Origin of the sequence: Psychroserpens sp. (assembly GCF_045105015.1) — a bacterium.
Classification (GTDB): domain Bacteria; phylum Bacteroidota; class Bacteroidia; order Flavobacteriales; family Flavobacteriaceae; genus Psychroserpens.
This window is the reverse complement of record NZ_JBGCCX010000115.1, coordinates 1-16538: the sequence shown is the minus strand read 5'-3', so window position 1 is coordinate 16538 and position 16538 is coordinate 1. Positions and strand designations below refer to the sequence as shown.

Here is a 16538-nt window from a genome sequence, read left to right as displayed (position 1 = left end):
TAACAAATAATTTACCTTTTAAATCCCAATAAAAATTTTATTTTTGCGGGCACAAATAAAGAATTATGGCAACTTATAAGAAAAGAGGTTACAAACCAAAAACAAAAGTTGAGAAGGTTGAAGCGATTGAAGAAAACTCAACAACTGCTGAAGTTTTTAATACCTTAGATGAAGGAGCTTCAAAAGCTGAAGACTGGGCTGTTAAGAATCAGAAAAATATTTTTATTGTAGTTGGTCTTGCCGCTGCAATAGTATTAGGATATTTAGGTTATAACAAATTTATCGCTGAACCAAAAGCAAATGAAGCTATGAACGAAATGTTTACAGCTCAAAAGTATTTTGAAGAAGCTGTAAACGGAACTGCAAAAGATTCATTATACAATTTAGCATTGACAGGTGGAGAAGGTAAGTATGGAATGTTAGATATTGTAAGCGAATATGGAAGTACTCCAGCAGGAAATTTAGCTAATTATTATGCTGGAATGTCATACTTAAATCTTAAAGATTATACGAATGCAGTTAAGCATTTAAGTGATTTTAATACAGATGATGCTGTTTTAGGCCCTGTATCTAAAGGTGGAATAGGAGATGCTTTTGTTCAATTAAATCAACCTGAAGATGCTTTAGGTTATTATGAAAAAGCTATTGCTGCATCTGCTAATGATTATACAACTCCAATGTATTTGTTTAAAGCCGCTAATGTTGCTTTAGGATTAGGTCAATCTGAAAAAGCATTAGGGTATTTCAAAAGAATAAAGGAAGAATTTTCAAGCGCTGCAGAAGCTACTAATATTGATGTATTTATAGGTAGAGCAGAAGCAAAGAATTAAATATGGCAACTGCAAACCATAATTTATCAAATTACGATAAAAACACAATCCCAAACGCGAAAGATTTTCGGTTTGGGATTGTTGTTTCAGAATGGAACGATAAAATAACTAACGGACTTTACCAAGGTGCGTTAGACGCTTTAGTTGATTGCGGAGCATTGCCTGAAAATATTATTAAATGGGATGTTCCAGGAAGTTTTGAGTTGATCTATGGTTCTAAAAAAATGATTACTCAAAATGTTGATGTTGTCATAGCTATTGGTTGCGTAATTCAAGGTGAAACCAAGCACTTCGATTTTGTTTGTGATGGTGTTACTCAAGGAATTAAAGAATTAAATTTAACTACAGATACACCTGTCATTTTCTGTGTGCTTACCGATAATAATCAGCAACAGTCAATAGATCGTTCAGGTGGTATACATGGGAACAAGGGTACTGAAGCTGCTATTGCTGCAATTAAAATGGCTGAACTAAATAAGCTTTAAATATTCAAATTCACTAGTGATCGTATTTCAATTATAATTTTTCCTTTTCATTTCATACCATTCTGCATTTTAGATGTTAACAATTTTTAGGACTTCAACATCTGTTTTTCCTTGTAAATTCAGTACTTTTGAGATATAACAATTGTAATTTATTAGTCAATTTGTTTAATCAAAGAAAAAATAAACGTTTTAATTTTAAGTCTCGCTATGAAGGTTCAAAAGAAATGACCCCTCATGACGCTTTAGAATCGAAATGGAATGAAATTAGAGATAATACGCAACGTAGAGGAAATATATTTACCTCATTACCCGTTTTACTTATAATTTTAGCAGCAATTTTTTTTCTAATTTATATCCTTAACAGATATATTTAATAATGATATTATGGGTCCAATAAAATTTACTTTATTTAAAGGCTTGTCCAAAAATAAAAGGTTTAATTATACGCCAATGCATTATGATGGTAAAGAGAATGTTGATGCTTCTCAATACCAAACCAAGTTTGATGCTTATGCTGAGACTTATAATAAAAATGATATTTCTGGGATATGGCATGAGAATAGACTAAAAAATAGAAATAGAAATAATTCTGGGTTTAACAGAACTATTTTAGTTTTAATAGGTGTTTTCATTTTGATTTTTCTTTTTATTATTGATTTTGATCTCTCTATTTTCTATTTAGATCGCTAATGACAGACATTATTCAACTTTTACCTGATCATGTTGCTAATCAAATTGCAGCAGGCGAAGTCGTACAACGCCCAGCTTCAGTAGTTAAAGAGCTTCTCGAAAATGCAATTGATGCAGATTCTAAGCTCATTAAACTTATTGTTAAAGATGCGGGAAAAGCATTAATTCAAGTTATTGACGATGGTAAAGGAATGAGTGTTACTGATGCTCGTTTAAGTTTTGAGCGTCATGCTACCTCAAAAATCCGTAGTGCAGAAGATTTATTCAGTTTAAATACCAAAGGGTTTCGTGGTGAAGCTCTAGCAAGTATTGCTGCAATCGCTCACGTAGAGTTAAAAACAAAGCGAGATGAAGATGAATTAGGCACTCAAATTGAAATAGAGGGAAGTGAGGTCAAATCTCAAGAGGTTGTCGTGACACCTAAAGGAACATCGATTGCCGTAAAACATTTATTTTTTAATATTCCAGCAAGACGAAATTTTTTAAAATCGAATAACGTAGAACTCCGACATATTATTGATGAATTTCATCGGGTAGCTTTAGCACATCCAGATATTGCTTTTGTGATGTTTCATAATGGAAGTGAAAGTTTTAATCTTCCTAAAAGTAACTACAGACAGCGTGTGGTAAATATTTTTGGTGGAAAAACTAATGAAAAATTAGTTCCTGTTGAAGAAGAAACTGAGGTGCTTAAGATTTCCGGTTTTGTTGGGAAACCAGAGTTTTCCAGAAAAACACGTACCGAACAATTTTTCTTTGTTAATAATCGCTTTATAAAAAGCGCTTATTTAAATCATGCCATTAACGCAGCTTTTGAAGGTTTGCTCAAAGATGGAAGCCATCCAAGTTACTTTTTAAATTTAACGGTCGATCCTAAAACTATTGATATTAATATCCACCCAACAAAAACGGAAATTAAGTTTGATGATGAACATACGTTGTATGCAATTTTACGTTCCTCAGTAAAACATAGTTTAGGACAATTTAATATCGCGCCAGTTTTAGATTTTGATCGTGACAGAAATTTAGATACTCCTTACAATTTTGAAGGAAAACGAGTGTCTAATCCTACAGTTGAAGTTGATAAAGGTTTTAATCCCTTTAGAGAGGAGAAACCATCCGGAAAAGCTGGTGGTTTTTCAACTTCTTATAAAAAGGAACCAGCTTCACAATGGGAGAGTTTGTACGTAGGTTTAGAAAGTAAAGGAACAAAAACTACGCAAGAGTTTAGTGAAATCGAGTTGGAGAGCCAACCAGAAAACACATCGCTTTTTAGTGATAATACTGAGGTCGAATCAAAACAAACAACATATCAATTACTCAATAAATATATAATAAGCACAATTAAATCTGGAATGTTAATTATTGATCAACATCGTGCTCACCAACGCATACTTTATGAAGGGTTATTGAAACATACAACTGTACAAGAAGCCGTAAGTCAGCAGTTATTATTTCCATTACAGTTGCAATTTTCATCTTCTGAGATGGAATTGTTAGAACAACTCAAAGAAGATTTAGAGCTCACTGGTTTCGTGTTTTCAAAATTTGAAGAAGGCAGTATTGAAATTACAGGAGTGCCAGTTAATGTTCCTGAAAGTGAAGTGTCTATAATTTTAGAGCAACTTATTAGTGATGTAGAGCAAGAAGTGCCAGATAGTAATTTTAGTGCAACCGATTTATTGGCAAAATCTTTATCAAAAAGCTTAGCGATTAAATCAGGACAATCATTAACTAATATGGAACAAGAACATTTGGTAAATAGTTTGTTTGCTTGTAAAGATCCTTCAGTATCACCAACTAATAGAACAACATTTATCACCATGAGTGTAGATGATTTTGATAAAAAATTTATGTAATAAACTATGATGAGAGGTATAACAGATACGGTAAAACATTTAATTATTATCAATGTACTTATGTTCATAGGAACATTGTTTGTTGGTAATGGAGAACTGTTTTATAAGTGGTTTGCATTATATTTTCCTAATAATGACATGTTTCAGCCGTGGCAAGTGATTACACATATGTTTATGCATGGTGGAGCGAACCTGCAAAACTTAAGTATAACACACATCTTATTCAATATGTTTGCTCTATGGATGTTTGGTACTGCAGTTGAAACACAATTAGGAAGTAAAAAGTTTTTATTTATTTATCTATCTGCTGGATTTGGTGCGGTTTTATTTCAATTAGGATATTATTACTTTAATTATATGCCAATATATTCTGAATTAATCTCTAGTGGATTATCAGGTTCAGAAATTATTCAGATGTTCACAACTAATGAGTTGATTCAAGGCATAAGCCAAAGTCAATTGGCATTGTTGCAAGAGGCATTTCCAATTTATAATGCTTCTATGGTAGGTGCATCTGGCTGTATTATGGGAATTTTAGCAGCTTTTGGTATGATGAACCCTGATGCAAAACTCATGCTTATTTTCTTGCCAGTACCTATAAAAGCTAAGTATTTTATTCCAGGAATTATTCTTTTAGATGTTATTTCGGCCGTGACTGGTCAATCATTTTTTAGTCCGAGTAATACCGCTTACATGGCTCATGTTGGTGGCGCACTAACGGGTTTTATTATCATGTGGTATTGGAAAAAAACACAGTTTAATCAAAATCGTTGGGACCAATGACATCGTTAACTCAAGACATAAAAGAGAAATTAAAACATCTTAATGTTTTTGAAAAGATCATAGCTATTAACGTTGGTGTTTTTCTTATAGGTTGGTTAATTCAGGTTTTTACTAATATCCCAAGAGCTAACACATTAACTTGGTTAGAATTACCTAAACCATTTTTTGATTTTTTAACGAAGCCTTGGTCTATTATCACTTATGGTTTTGCTCATTATGGGTTATTGCATTTAGTATTCAATATGTTTGTTTTGTACTTTATCTCAAGAAGTATGGTCAATCTATTTCCACCAAAACAATCACTTTCAATTTACTTTATGGGTATATTTTCTGGCGGCTTATTGTTTTTACTGGTATATAATGTAGTGCCTCAATCACTTTTAGTAAATGCTGGGCCCTTAGTTGGTGCATCTGCTGGTGTGAATGCTTTACTAATATTTTTATGTGCTTATATGCCTAATCGAGAGGCTAAGTTTTTTGCGATAACCATAAAACTTTGGCACATTGGTTTAGCTATTGTAATTATTGATTTTATTGGTCTTTTCGGAATTAATCAAGGTGGAAAAATTGCTCATTTTGGAGGCAGTATTTTGGGGTACTTATATGCAACACAATTACTTAAAGGCAATGATATTGGTAAAGGGTTTTCGAAATTCATGGATGGTTTAACCTCCGTTTTTCAGTCTAAATCCCCCTTAAAAACAGTTCATAAAAACAGAAAGAAACCATTTGCTGGTCATAATAAAGAGCAGTTTAATGAGTTTAATAATCAAAAAAAGATAGATCTTATTCTCGATAAAATAAGTAAAAGTGGTTACGATAGTTTAACCGAAGAAGAAAAAGCATTTCTGTTTAAGGCAGGTAAATAATAGCCATGATTTAAATGAAAAAACTTAAAGGTTTTGACAAGTTAATATTTGTCATCAATTCGTTGATGGCATTCGTCTTGTTATTGTCTTATGTTTTGCCTTACATGGCTCCAAAGCAATTTGCATTTCTGTCTGTGTTAAGTCTAGCTGTTCCAGCGTTAATTATAATTAATATTTTATTTGCAATGTATTGGTTGCTCAATGTGAAGCGTCAACTCTTGTTGTCACTTATTGTATTAATTATTGGTTATAATCATGTGTTTTCACTTTATAAGTTTTCTTCGTCAAAGAATGTTGATGACAGTGAGAATATTTCTATAATGAACTATAATGTACGTTTATTCAATGTTTTTGATTGGATTAAAGATGTGAATGTTACGCAAGATATTTCTGATTTTATTTCAGAAAAGCAACCAGATATTCTTTGCTTGCAAGAATATAGACCTGATGAAACTATTATCCTTACCGAGTATTATAAATATGAAGAATTATCAGGTAAACAAGTTAAAAGTGGGCAAGCTATTTTTACTAAATTTCCTATTATTAATTCTGGCTCTATTGAGTTCCCAAACACTTCTAATAATGCTATTTATGCTGATATTGTTAAAGGGAAGGATACCATAAGGGTTTATAATGTGCATTTGCAATCTCTTGGAATTGACCCAACCGTTGAAAAACTAGCAAATGAAGATTCTCAAAACTTATTAAACCGAGTGAGTAATACTTTTAAAATGCAGCAATTTCAAACAGAATTGTTTTTGATGCATAAAAAACAGTCTCCTTATAGAATGATTATTTGTGGTGATTTTAATAATACGGCTTATTCTTATGTATATAAAGAGGTAAAAGGAGATCTTAAAGATGCTTTTAAAGAGGCTGGTAATGGTTTTGGAAGAACGTTTGATTTTAAATTTTTCCCAGTTCGAATCGATTTTGTTCTTGTTGATGATGATTTTAAAGTGAATTCGTTTAAAACGTATGATGAAAAATTATCAGACCACTATCCAATAATTGCAAAAGTGAAACTAGGAAAATAATATTACATCATCCAACAATCTACTGCATCTGCTAATATATGGATGATGCATCCAATACCTAGAAGTCTTGTTTTTTTTATGATTGATAACAGGAAATATAGTCCAATTGCATAATAGGAGTGAAGTGGGTGAAAATTTATGCTACAACGATTAGGATCAAAAGTTGGATTGGCAAGTAAATGATCTAAATCTATTAGCATTGTACTTAACATAATTATGGTGGCAACTTTCCATTGTTTTTTAAAAAACAACAAAGCCACAACTAGTGGTATTATAAAATGAATGCCGTAATGAGTCAGTGTTTGAAACATTATAATGTAAGTATTTGGGCTTCTAAATAGAGAATTGTGTTTGGACCTTCATTAAATAATAAATCTAAAATACTTAAGTTGTTAAAGAATCCATGTTTATCATCAAATACTTGGGCATAATATTGAAAGTCTTGAGTAATCTCTTTTCTACTATTTGCTAAAATTCTTCCATCAATAATAGCTTTTGGTTCTTTTTCAAAATGCGTTGTAGTTTTATATTCAAACTGGACTTGTAAACATTCAAAGATGATTTCTAAGCACTTAAAGTTGAAATCCATTATACTTATGAATTCAGTGTTAAATAATGGTTTTAAATCATCTATATAAAATTCGAAAAAAGGAGAAGCGCGATATGCAGATTCTAAGGATTTAAAATGTAAATCTTGCCAGTTATCAATATTTGAAATGGAAACGTCTTTATATAATTGACGGTTTTTCTGTGAATAATGTACAGGAACATTGAGGTCTAACTTGCCATTAGCACCAAAAATTGTTGCTCTATTTCTGTAGGTTTGTTTTTGATAGTTATCAAAAACTTCAAACACAATGTCTTCAGCTTTTACCATCGCTACAAAATGTGCAATACTAGGAAAGTATGTAGGATGTAATAAGACTTTCATTCGTCTATTTGGAATTTAAAAACGAATTAACTTTTCGCTTTTTTATGTTTTCGCCATTTATTAAAACCAATGATACCAAATAAAACAACTAAGAAAGGAATGAAATATGATGTTGCTTTGCCGCTTCCACCAACAGTCGTAAAGAAACGTTCCCAACGCGGATTTTTAAGTCCGTCCCAACTCATCCATATAAGTACGGGTTTTCCAACAACATGATCAAAAGGCACAAATCCCCAAGCTCTAGCATCAATAGAATTGTCTCTGTTGTCACCCATCATCCAATAATAGTCTTGTTTAAAGGTGTAAGTGTCTGAGGGAGTTCCGTTGATTAGGATTTGATTTCCATTTACGGTTACAGAATTACCTTCATATTCTGAAATTAAACGTCTGTATAAAGGTAAAACCTCTAAGTTTATATCGATTGTCACACCTTCTTTTGGAATATAAACAGGTCCGAAGTTATCATAATTCCACGGGTATTGTGGGTCTCTAGGAAATAGGTTTCCGTCAGTGCCTTTTGGTGTGATACGCCTTGTAATACTTGCAAAATATGGATTGTTCTTAGCTTTTGCAACCGATTCTACGGTAGCCTGAACGACAATCGTGCCTTGTTCTAATTGATAAGGGTTGTCAGTAATATCATAGCGTTTTAGAGCTTCGAGAATTTGCTCTCCAGTATAGTTGCCTTTCAGAACAATATCATAAGCAAACTGTAGCTTAGCTCTGTCTGGTAATTGATTTTGTTTACCATTAATGTAAACATAACCATCTCTTACTTCTAACGAATCTCCAGGAACGCCTACACAACGTTTAACCAAATTTGTTTTCTTGTCAATAGGTTTGTAATAATTACGATCTGGTTTAAAATTATTCATATCCAACAAGGTGTCAGCTGGTTGGTTAAATACGACGATGTCATTACGTTCAATACTCTCAAAACCTGGCAACCTTAAATAAGGAAGTTGAAGCTTATTCTTCCATGAACTCTCTTTCTTATCGATGCGGTCATCAAATAAATAGGATTTTTTATTTAGTACAGGAATGGTGTCATGAACCATAGGAGCTGCAACGGTAGTCATAGGTATTCTAGCTCCATAATGAAACTTACTCACAAATAGAAAATCGCCAACAAGCAATGATTTTTCTAATGAAGAACTCGGTATTGTAAAGGGTTGAATAAAATAAGTGTGCACAATAGTTGCAGCAACGATGGCAAATAAAATTGAGCTAACCCAATCTCCAGAACTCGATTTCGGATTTAAGTCTCTATTTTCAACATAAGATACATCAGCTACATAATTGAGGTAGAAGTTGTAAAATCCTAAGCTGATAACAGCTAAAATAGTGTCTTGAAAACTGTTTTTTCCGAAGCTTCTTGCAGTTTCAACCCAAACTACAGGAAGCATGATAAGATTAACTATTGGAACAAACAATAAGATGGTCCACCACCAAGGTCTGTTAATAATTTTCATTAAAATCACCGAATTATAAACAGGAACAAACGCCTCCCATGCTTGTCGTCCAGCTTTAATGTATAGTTTCCATGTTCCAATTCCGTGAATAACTTGAATTACTAAAATGAAAATTAACCACTGTGTTATAGTCATAATATTTTGTTTGTTGTTGGTTTAAAAAGATACTTAAACGTTACTCTTAAATTTTAAATTAACCTATGTTTAACACATCTTTCATTGTGTAAACTCCAGTTTTATCATGAATCCATTCAGCTGCTATCACTGCGCCTAAGGCAAAACCTTCTCTGCTATGTGCTGTATGTTTTATTGAAATACTATCGACATAAGATTTATAATTGATTTCATGAGTTCCCGGAACGTTTTCAATTCGTTTTGCTAAAATACCAATCTCATTTGGTTTTGGTGTCTCTAGTGTCCAATTTTTATAGTCTGATTGTTTAATAATCGCTTCAGCTAAAGTAATTGCTGTGCCACTTGGAGCGTCAAGTTTTTGAGTGTGATGAATTTCTTCAAGATCAACATTATATTCTGGTAAACCTTTCATCAGTTTTGCTAATGTTTTGTTTACTTCAAAAAAGATGTTAACTCCAAGGCTGAAATTGGAGGCATATAAAAAAGTACCATTGTTTTTGTTGCATTGAGATACGATGTCATCATATTTGTCAAGCCAACCTGTAGTACCTGATATTACCGGTGTTTTGTGATGAATGCAATTGCTAATGTTTTCATAAGCTGAAGATGGTAAACTAAAATCAATAGCTATGTCAATATTTTTGAGGTTATAGTCTTTGGTGGTTCTAGACACTTTTAAAGCGATATTATGACCTCTGCTTATTGCAATTTTTTCAATAGCTTTACCCATTTTTCCATAGCCTAATAACGCAATGTTCATGACTTAGAATTTAAAGTTGAGAGTGAGGCCTAAATCTGAAGAGTTCTCCATTTCGTTATATTGAAAATGAGGTTTTATAGCAAGATTTTTATCGACGTTGTATTGTAATAAATGTGCGTCAACATTAGCGTCAATGATATTTAAAGCATACAATCCAATTGTAATGAGTAAAGATAGTTCTTTACGACGTTTAAGCGTTTTTTGAGCGTTAATAAGACCTTCGTCACTTACACCAGGAAATTCTCCTAAAAGAGGACTGTTTCCGGCTAAACGACGTTTGTATTCGTCTCTATAGCGATTGTATTCCTTGTCGTTAGAAACATAGAAGTAAACACTTGTACCCATGAGTGCATAAACAATAGGTATTTTCCAATATTTTTTATTGTAAGCTTGTCCTAAACCAGGTAAAACAGCAGAGTAGAAGGCAGCTTTTGAAGGTGCTAAAATGTTTATGGGCTTTCTTTGAATGGTATCTGCAACAACTATCAAATCAGTATCAACCTTTAGGCTATCACTGTCTTTTTTGTTTTGAGCAAAACCATTGTACCCAAAAAGAATAATGAAACATATGATGTAAAGCTGCTTATTTGGCACTTTGAACTAGTTTTTTAATGCGATTAAAATCTTCTTCAGAATGAAATGGGATTGTGATTTGACCCTTACCATTCTTAGATACCTTAACGTTGATTTTGTGTCCAAAGTATTCAGAAAATTCTTTAACTCCTTTTTTGATATACTTAGGTAACTCTTCTTTTTTTGGAGACTTTATGGTGTTTGTGTTGTGAAAACTTTTCACCAATTGTTCAGTGGCTCTAACTGATAATTTATCAGTTATGATTTTTTCATAAATATCTAGTTGTGCACTTTGATCTTCGATATTAATAATAGCTCGACCATGTCCCATTGAAATAAAACCATCGCGTATTCCTGTTTGAATAATAGGATCTAACTTAAGTAAACGTAAATAGTTTGCAATAGTTGAACGTTTTTTGCCTACACGTTCACTCATTTGTTCCTGTGTTAGCTTGATTTCGTCAATTAAGCGTTGGTAGGAGAGTGCAATTTCAATAGGGTCTAAATCTTGCCTTTGTATATTTTCAACCAAAGCCATTTCTAAAGACTCCTGGTCGTTTGCAATTCGAATATATGCTGGAATTGTTTCTAGGCCAATAAGTTTAGATGCTCTAAAACGACGTTCTCCAGATACAAGTTGAAATTTATTAAAATCTAACTTTCTGACTGTTATTGGCTGAATAACACCCAGCTCTCTAATAGATGAAGCCAGCTCACGTAGTGTTTCTTCGTTGAAATTAGTACGAGGTTGAAACGGATTAATATCAATAGCATTGATATCTAACTCAACAATGTTTCCAATGATAGTATCGGCGTTTTTGTCCTTAGCATTGCTAATGTCGTTTGAAGGGTCTTTCAGAAGTGCTGATAGTCCGCGACCTAATGCTTGTTTTTTTGTTGCCTTCGCCATTATGCGTTCTTATTAATAATTTCTTTAGCCAAACTTAAATAATTTGAAGCACCTTTACTACTTACATCATATTTGATAATGCTTTCACCATAACTTGGTGCTTCTCCTAAACGTACATTACGCTGAATGATGGTTTCAAAAACCATGTTGCTAAAATGCTTTTGTACCTCTTCTACGACTTGGTTAGATAAGCGCAAGCGTTGGTCGTACATGGTAAGTAGCATGCCTTCAATATCAAGTTCTTTATTGTGTATTTTTTGAACACTTTTAACGGTGTTTAATAATTTACCTAAACCTTCAAGAGCAAAATATTCACATTGAATAGGTATGATAACAGCATCTGAAGCCGTTAAAGCGTTTAAAGTCAACAAGCCGAGTGAAGGCGCACAATCTATCAAAATGTAATCGTAAGAAGATTTTAAATGCAATACAGCGTTTTTAAGCATATATTCTCGTTCATCTTTATCGACTAGTTCAATTTCAATAGCAACAAGATCAATATGTGCTGGAATAATATCTACATTAGGAGAGTTAGTGGCTACAATACAATCTTCAGCTGAAGCTGTATGTTCAAGCAATTGGTAAGAGCCAGTTACTACACTTTCAACATCTATACCAAGACCAGAAGTAGCATTAGCTTGAGGATCTGCATCGATAAGAAGCACTTTTTTTTCTAGGACACCTAAAGATGCAGCAAGGTTTACAGAAGTTGTGGTTTTTCCAACACCTCCTTTTTGATTGGCAATTGCAATGATTTTACCCATTAAATGATTTGGTTTAATTGAATGTAAAAATACAATTATTTACGTGTTTTAAAAGGGGAAGTTGTTAACAGGTTATCACTGCGATAATGTTAAAAAAAGACCAATAATTTTAAGATAATTTATTCAATCAAAATTTCTAGAATTTTAATTGCAGCGTCACTTATTTTTGTGCCAGGTCCAAAAACAGCGATTGCTCCAGCATCAAATAAATATTGATAATCTTGCTTAGGAATCACTCCTCCAACGATAACCATAATGTCTTCTCGACCGTATTTTTTTAATTCATCTATCACTTTAGGAACAAGGGTCTTGTGTCCTGCAGCTAAAGAAGATACGCCCAAAATGTGTACATCATTTTCAACGGCTTGTTTAGCGGCTTCTTGGGGTGTTTGAAAGAGTGGTCCAATGTCAACATCAAAGCCAACATCAGCATAGCCAGTTGCAACGACTTTAGCGCCTCTATCGTGACCATCTTGTCCCATTTTGGCAATCATGATGCGAGGACGTCTGCCGTCTTGTTCGGCGAATTTGTCTGCTAATTCTCTTGCTTTCTGAAAGCTCTTGTCGTCTTTTATTTCTTTGCTATACACACCTGAAAATGATTTGATTTGTGCTTTGTATCTACCGAATTCAGTCTCTAAGGCATCACTAATTTCTCCCAAGGTGGCTCTGTTTCTGGCTGCATTTACTGCTAAAGCTAATAAATTTTCTTGACTTGTTTTAGCTGCATTGGTTAATTTTTCAAGAGACTGTTTTACTTCAATGGTGTTTCTGGTTGCTTTTATTTCGTTTAAACGCTCAATTTGTCCGTTTCTGACGGTTTGATTGTCAACTTCTAAGGTAGAAATAGGGTCTTCTTCTTCTAATTTATATTTGTTGACGCCAACAATGATATCTTGTCCAGAATCAATGCGTGCTTGTTTTCTTGCTGCAGCTTCTTCAATACGTAACTTAGGAGTTCCGGCTTCGATGGCTTTTGTCATTCCGCCGAGTTCTTCGATTTCCTCAATAAGAGACCATGCTTTTTGTGCTATATCGTGTGTTAATTTTTCCACGTAGTAGCTTCCAGCCCAGGGATCAACCGTTTTTGTGATATGTGTTTCTTCTTGGAGGTAAATTTGAGTGTTGCGAGCAATCCTGGCAGAGAAATCAGTTGGCAAGGCAATAGCTTCGTCTAGTGCATTCGTGTGTAGGCTTTGGGTGCCTCCAAAGGCAGCAGCAGTTGCTTCGATAGTAGTTCGAGCCACATTGTTGAACGGATCTTGTTCGGTTAAACTCCATCCAGAAGTTTGGCAATGTGTTCTTAATGCTAGTGATTTTTGGTTCTTTGGATTAAATTGACTTACTATTTTTGCCCATAACATTCGGGCTGCTCTCATTTTTGCAATTTCCATGAAGTGGTTCATGCCAATTGCCCAAAAGAAAGAGAGGCGAGGTGCGAAGGTGTCAATGTCCATGCCTGCTTCTAGACCCTTTTTAATGTATTCTAATCCGTCGGCTAATGTGTATGCTAATTCTATGTCGCAAGTGGCTCCAGCTTCCTGCATATGGTATCCGGAAATGCTAATGCTGTTGAATTTTGGCATATTCTGACTTGAATATTCAAAAATATCAGAAATAATTTTCATAGATGGTGTAGGAGGGTATATGTAAGTGTTTCTGACCATAAACTCCTTAAGAATATCATTTTGAATTGTTCCAGCTAATTGTTCTGGCTTAACGCCTTGTTCTTCAGCTGCAACAATGTAAAACGCCATAATTGGGAGTACTGCGCCATTCATGGTCATAGAAACTGACATTTTATCTAATGGAATCTGATCAAAAAGAATCTTCATGTCTTCAACGCTGTCAATAGCTACGCCAGCCTTACCAACGTCACCAACTACGCGTTCGTGATCAGAATCGTAGCCTCTATGTGTTGCTAAATCAAAAGCGACAGAGAGTCCTTTTTGTCCAGCAGCAAGGTTGCGTCTATAGAAGGCGTTACTGTCTTCTGCGGTTGAAAAACCTGCATATTGTCTGATGGTCCAGGGTCTTCGGACATACATAGTTGAGTATGGTCCGCGTAAATTTGGAGCAATTCCGGCAACAAAGTTTAAATGCTCTAGGTCTTCAATATCTTCTTTAGAGTATGTTGATTTTATTTCAATGTTCTCAGCGGTTTGAAAATGATTTCCCCGTTTATTTGCTTGTTGATTAGATGTTTGGTCTAATTTGATATGTTGAATGTTTTTTCTTTCCATGTCAATAGATTTCTGTTTCTAATCGTGATTATGTCCAGCGTGTGGGTCTTTTTGTGCTTTAGTGTTTGTGTCTTTTGTTGTTACCTGTTTTTTTGACAGGTCTACCTTTGAAAGTTTTGAATAGTAGAGTTCAAGAGCGACAAAAGTTGCTAGGTATTTATCTTTGACAAGCCTATAACTTTTACTCATGAGTAAGTCGTTCATCATTCTCATACTTAGGCTATTCGTGCTTAGTAGTGCGTTAAAAGTGGTTTTTATATCCTTGTCTTGAATGTTTTCTCCGATACAAGAGAATATTTCATGATTGTAATTAAGTGTGAGTTTGTTGTTTTTTAAAACCCATAAATCATCTATGTTTTTTAGTTCTTCAAAAATATCTAATGTGTGTTGCTCGGTGATATTGTTGTAATTAATTTGGTGTCTTGAGCTTTGTGTTAAAAAACTGCGATACTCATTGTTTAGATTGGGTTTGTTTAGGGTTGAGTATTTAATGATGTTGGTTTCAAATTCATGAAGCGCTTCATTTAATATTTTAGAGTAATTTGGGTTGCAATCAATTACAATTTTTTTGTCTGAATGCTTAAATGTTAATTCGGGTTTTGGTTCTTTGCAATTTACAAGAATTAAACATATTACAAAATAAATGAATTGTGTTTTCATAACAGTAAATTTTATTTTTTTTCTTTTTCTAATCTATTAATATCCAGATTGTTTGAAATTCTTTTTTCAAGTATAGGTTCAATTAATGTTTTAATTGGATTAGTCTTAAGGAAAGGATATATTTCTAATTCATGTTGCATTTTATCCTCTTTGTTTGGATGTTTATTCGTGCCTAAAAGAACAAGTTTTCCTTTGTTAAACTCCTCTAATTCTTTTGCGGCGCTCTCTTTTATTTTTCTTTGAATTGTACCTTCTTTTAACTGGTTTAAAAGTCCATCATTAGCTTCTATGTCTTTAAAAAGTTCTAAAGCTTTTTCTGATAATTGTGTTGTTAAAGATTCAATATAATAAGAGCCATCTGCTGGATTATTCACAGCGTTGAAATAACTTTCATGTTTAAGAATAAGTAATTGATTACGAGAGATACGTTCACTAAATTCATTGTCTTTGTGATAGACAGCGTCATATCCTAAATTACTGATTGTATCTGCTCCGCCAAGAATGGCACTCATACATTCAGTAGTAGTTCTTAACATGTTAGTATTGTAGTCGTAAATTGTTTTATTGCGTTTTGAAGGTGTAGCGAATATGTGGCATTGTGTGTTTACGTTATATTCGGAAGCTAAGTTTTTCCAGAGGACTCTTAAGGCTCTGAGTTTTGCAATTTCAAAAAAATAGTTGGTACCAACAGAAACATTAAAAATAACGTCTAATTGTGCTTTCGAATCTTTATCAAGACGCTCGTTAAGATGATTTAAATACTCATTAGCATGAGCTAGTCCGTAAGCAAGTTGTTGAATGATATTTGCACCAGCATTTTGATATAATGATAGATTGATACTAAGAGTTTTAGTGGTAGAAACAATTGATTCAAAATTTTTATGATCCTCTGTTAGGTTAGAAAACCAATTCCCAGATGCAGAAAGTTTATCAATAATATCAGTGTTAAGTCGTAAGGAGGTCTTATCGTTTTTTAAAGTATGAATTTGTTTCACATACTCTGAAGATAAGAATAGTAGTTCAAAATAGATGTTAATTTTTGTAAGGTCTATGTCTTTGAGAAGGGTTGTAATTAAAATATTTTCTGAAGGAATAATGAATTTTATGGCCTCAGCACCCCGAGAAATAACATCTAAAGCTTTAGTGTTTGATTTTTCAATGTCAGCAACATATATAGTTTGACAAATTTTAAAAGCTGTAGCTTTTGAAGCTGAAACATTAGGTAATTCGTTAAATTCATCTTTATGATAAAATGGCTTTACATCAATACCTTCGTTAGTTTGCCATATTAAAGAATCATTATAGTCTGCACCTTTGAGGTCTGCCTGGATTTTTTGTTTCCACTCTTTAGAGGATACTTCCGGAAATCGTTCAAATAAAGATTTACTCATTCTTAGTTTTAGTTTTTAGGCTATCTTCATATTCAATAATATAGATATCTTCATTGTCTTTCTTCATATAGTATTTTTCACGAGCTAATTTCTCAATTCCATCTTCAGTACTAAGTTGTTTGATAGCTTTTTTATCTTTTTCAATC

Annotated in this window: 18 protein-coding genes; 7 read left to right on the top strand and 11 right to left on the bottom strand. The window is 33.4% G+C overall.

From position 1 onward, the window contains the following. Positions 1-65: 65 nt before the first annotated feature. From AB8B90_RS08625 to AB8B90_RS08595, 7 genes are all read left to right on the top strand, one after another. Positions 66-830 carry a tetratricopeptide repeat protein gene (locus AB8B90_RS08625; RefSeq protein ID WP_405335686.1) on the top strand — a complete coding sequence of 255 codons (765 nt, stop codon included), beginning with the start codon at positions 66-68 and terminating at the stop codon, positions 828-830. Positions 831-832: 2 nt separating this feature from the next. Next, positions 833-1315, top strand: a complete 483-nt coding sequence (gene ribH, locus AB8B90_RS08620) for a 6,7-dimethyl-8-ribityllumazine synthase (protein ID WP_405335683.1) — start codon at positions 833-835, stop codon at positions 1313-1315. Between the two features lie 384 nt (positions 1316-1699). Continuing rightward, positions 1700-2005, top strand: a complete 306-nt coding sequence (locus AB8B90_RS08615; protein WP_405335681.1) for a hypothetical protein — start codon at positions 1700-1702, stop codon at positions 2003-2005. Further along, positions 2005-3864: a DNA mismatch repair endonuclease MutL gene (gene mutL, locus AB8B90_RS08610; protein WP_405335679.1), complete on the top strand. Its 1860-nt coding sequence runs from the start codon at positions 2005-2007 to the stop codon at positions 3862-3864. Before AB8B90_RS08615 ends, mutL begins: the two co-directional genes overlap by 1 nt. A gap of 9 nt (positions 3865-3873) precedes the next feature. Continuing rightward, on the top strand, positions 3874-4647 hold the full coding sequence (locus AB8B90_RS08605; protein WP_405335842.1) for a rhomboid family intramembrane serine protease: 774 nt from the start codon (positions 3874-3876) through the stop codon (positions 4645-4647). Then, positions 4644-5516, top strand: coding sequence for a rhomboid family intramembrane serine protease (locus AB8B90_RS08600; RefSeq protein ID WP_405335677.1), 873 nt, complete (start codon positions 4644-4646; stop codon positions 5514-5516). Before AB8B90_RS08605 ends, AB8B90_RS08600 begins: the two co-directional genes overlap by 4 nt. 14 nt (positions 5517-5530) lie before the next feature. After that, the gene (locus tag AB8B90_RS08595; protein WP_405335676.1) at positions 5531-6553 is read left to right on the top strand and encodes an endonuclease/exonuclease/phosphatase family protein; all 1023 of its coding nucleotides are present in this window, start codon (positions 5531-5533) and stop codon (positions 6551-6553) included. 2 nt (positions 6554-6555) lie between these two features. Here the strand turns inward: AB8B90_RS08595 and AB8B90_RS08590 are convergent, their stop codons facing one another. From AB8B90_RS08590 to AB8B90_RS08540, 11 genes are all read right to left on the bottom strand, one after another. Further along, positions 6556-6864, bottom strand: a complete 309-nt coding sequence (locus AB8B90_RS08590; protein ID WP_405335674.1) for a DUF6122 family protein — start codon at positions 6862-6864, stop codon at positions 6556-6558. Further along, positions 6864-7484: a WbqC family protein gene (locus tag AB8B90_RS08585; protein WP_405335672.1), complete on the bottom strand. Its 621-nt coding sequence runs from the start codon at positions 7482-7484 to the stop codon at positions 6864-6866. Before AB8B90_RS08585 ends, AB8B90_RS08590 begins: the two co-directional genes overlap by 1 nt. A gap of 26 nt (positions 7485-7510) precedes the next feature. After that, positions 7511-9091 carry a signal peptidase I gene (lepB, locus tag AB8B90_RS08580; protein ID WP_405335670.1) on the bottom strand — a complete coding sequence of 527 codons (1581 nt, stop codon included), beginning with the start codon at positions 9089-9091 and terminating at the stop codon, positions 7511-7513. 58 nt (positions 9092-9149) lie between these two features. Further along, positions 9150-9851, bottom strand: a complete 702-nt coding sequence (gene dapB / locus AB8B90_RS08575; protein WP_405335668.1) for a 4-hydroxy-tetrahydrodipicolinate reductase — start codon at positions 9849-9851, stop codon at positions 9150-9152. 3 nt (positions 9852-9854) lie between these two features. After that, on the bottom strand, positions 9855-10445 hold the full coding sequence (locus AB8B90_RS08570) for a DUF5683 domain-containing protein (RefSeq protein ID WP_405335666.1): 591 nt from the start codon (positions 10443-10445) through the stop codon (positions 9855-9857). Beyond that, on the bottom strand, positions 10435-11334 hold the full coding sequence (locus AB8B90_RS08565) for a ParB/RepB/Spo0J family partition protein (protein WP_405335664.1): 900 nt from the start codon (positions 11332-11334) through the stop codon (positions 10435-10437). The genes AB8B90_RS08570 and AB8B90_RS08565 overlap by 11 nt, the downstream gene beginning before the upstream one ends. Further along, on the bottom strand, positions 11334-12098 hold the full coding sequence (locus tag AB8B90_RS08560) for a ParA family protein (RefSeq protein ID WP_405335662.1): 765 nt from the start codon (positions 12096-12098) through the stop codon (positions 11334-11336). Before AB8B90_RS08560 ends, AB8B90_RS08565 begins: the two co-directional genes overlap by 1 nt. A 119-nt stretch (positions 12099-12217) precedes the next feature. Next, positions 12218-14341 carry a methylmalonyl-CoA mutase gene (gene scpA / locus AB8B90_RS08555; protein ID WP_405335660.1) on the bottom strand — a complete coding sequence of 708 codons (2124 nt, stop codon included), beginning with the start codon at positions 14339-14341 and terminating at the stop codon, positions 12218-12220. Positions 14342-14359: 18 nt separating this feature from the next. After that, positions 14360-15001, bottom strand: coding sequence for a hypothetical protein (locus tag AB8B90_RS08550; RefSeq protein ID WP_405335658.1), 642 nt, complete (start codon positions 14999-15001; stop codon positions 14360-14362). 11 nt (positions 15002-15012) lie between these two features. Beyond that, positions 15013-16392 carry a methylmalonyl-CoA mutase subunit beta gene (locus AB8B90_RS08545; protein WP_405335656.1) on the bottom strand — a complete coding sequence of 460 codons (1380 nt, stop codon included), beginning with the start codon at positions 16390-16392 and terminating at the stop codon, positions 15013-15015. Further along, entirely contained in the window at positions 16385-16516 is a 132-nt protein-coding gene (locus AB8B90_RS08540; RefSeq protein ID WP_405335839.1) for a hypothetical protein, read from the bottom strand. The genes AB8B90_RS08545 and AB8B90_RS08540 overlap by 8 nt, the downstream gene beginning before the upstream one ends. Positions 16517-16538: the final 22 nt, after the last annotated feature.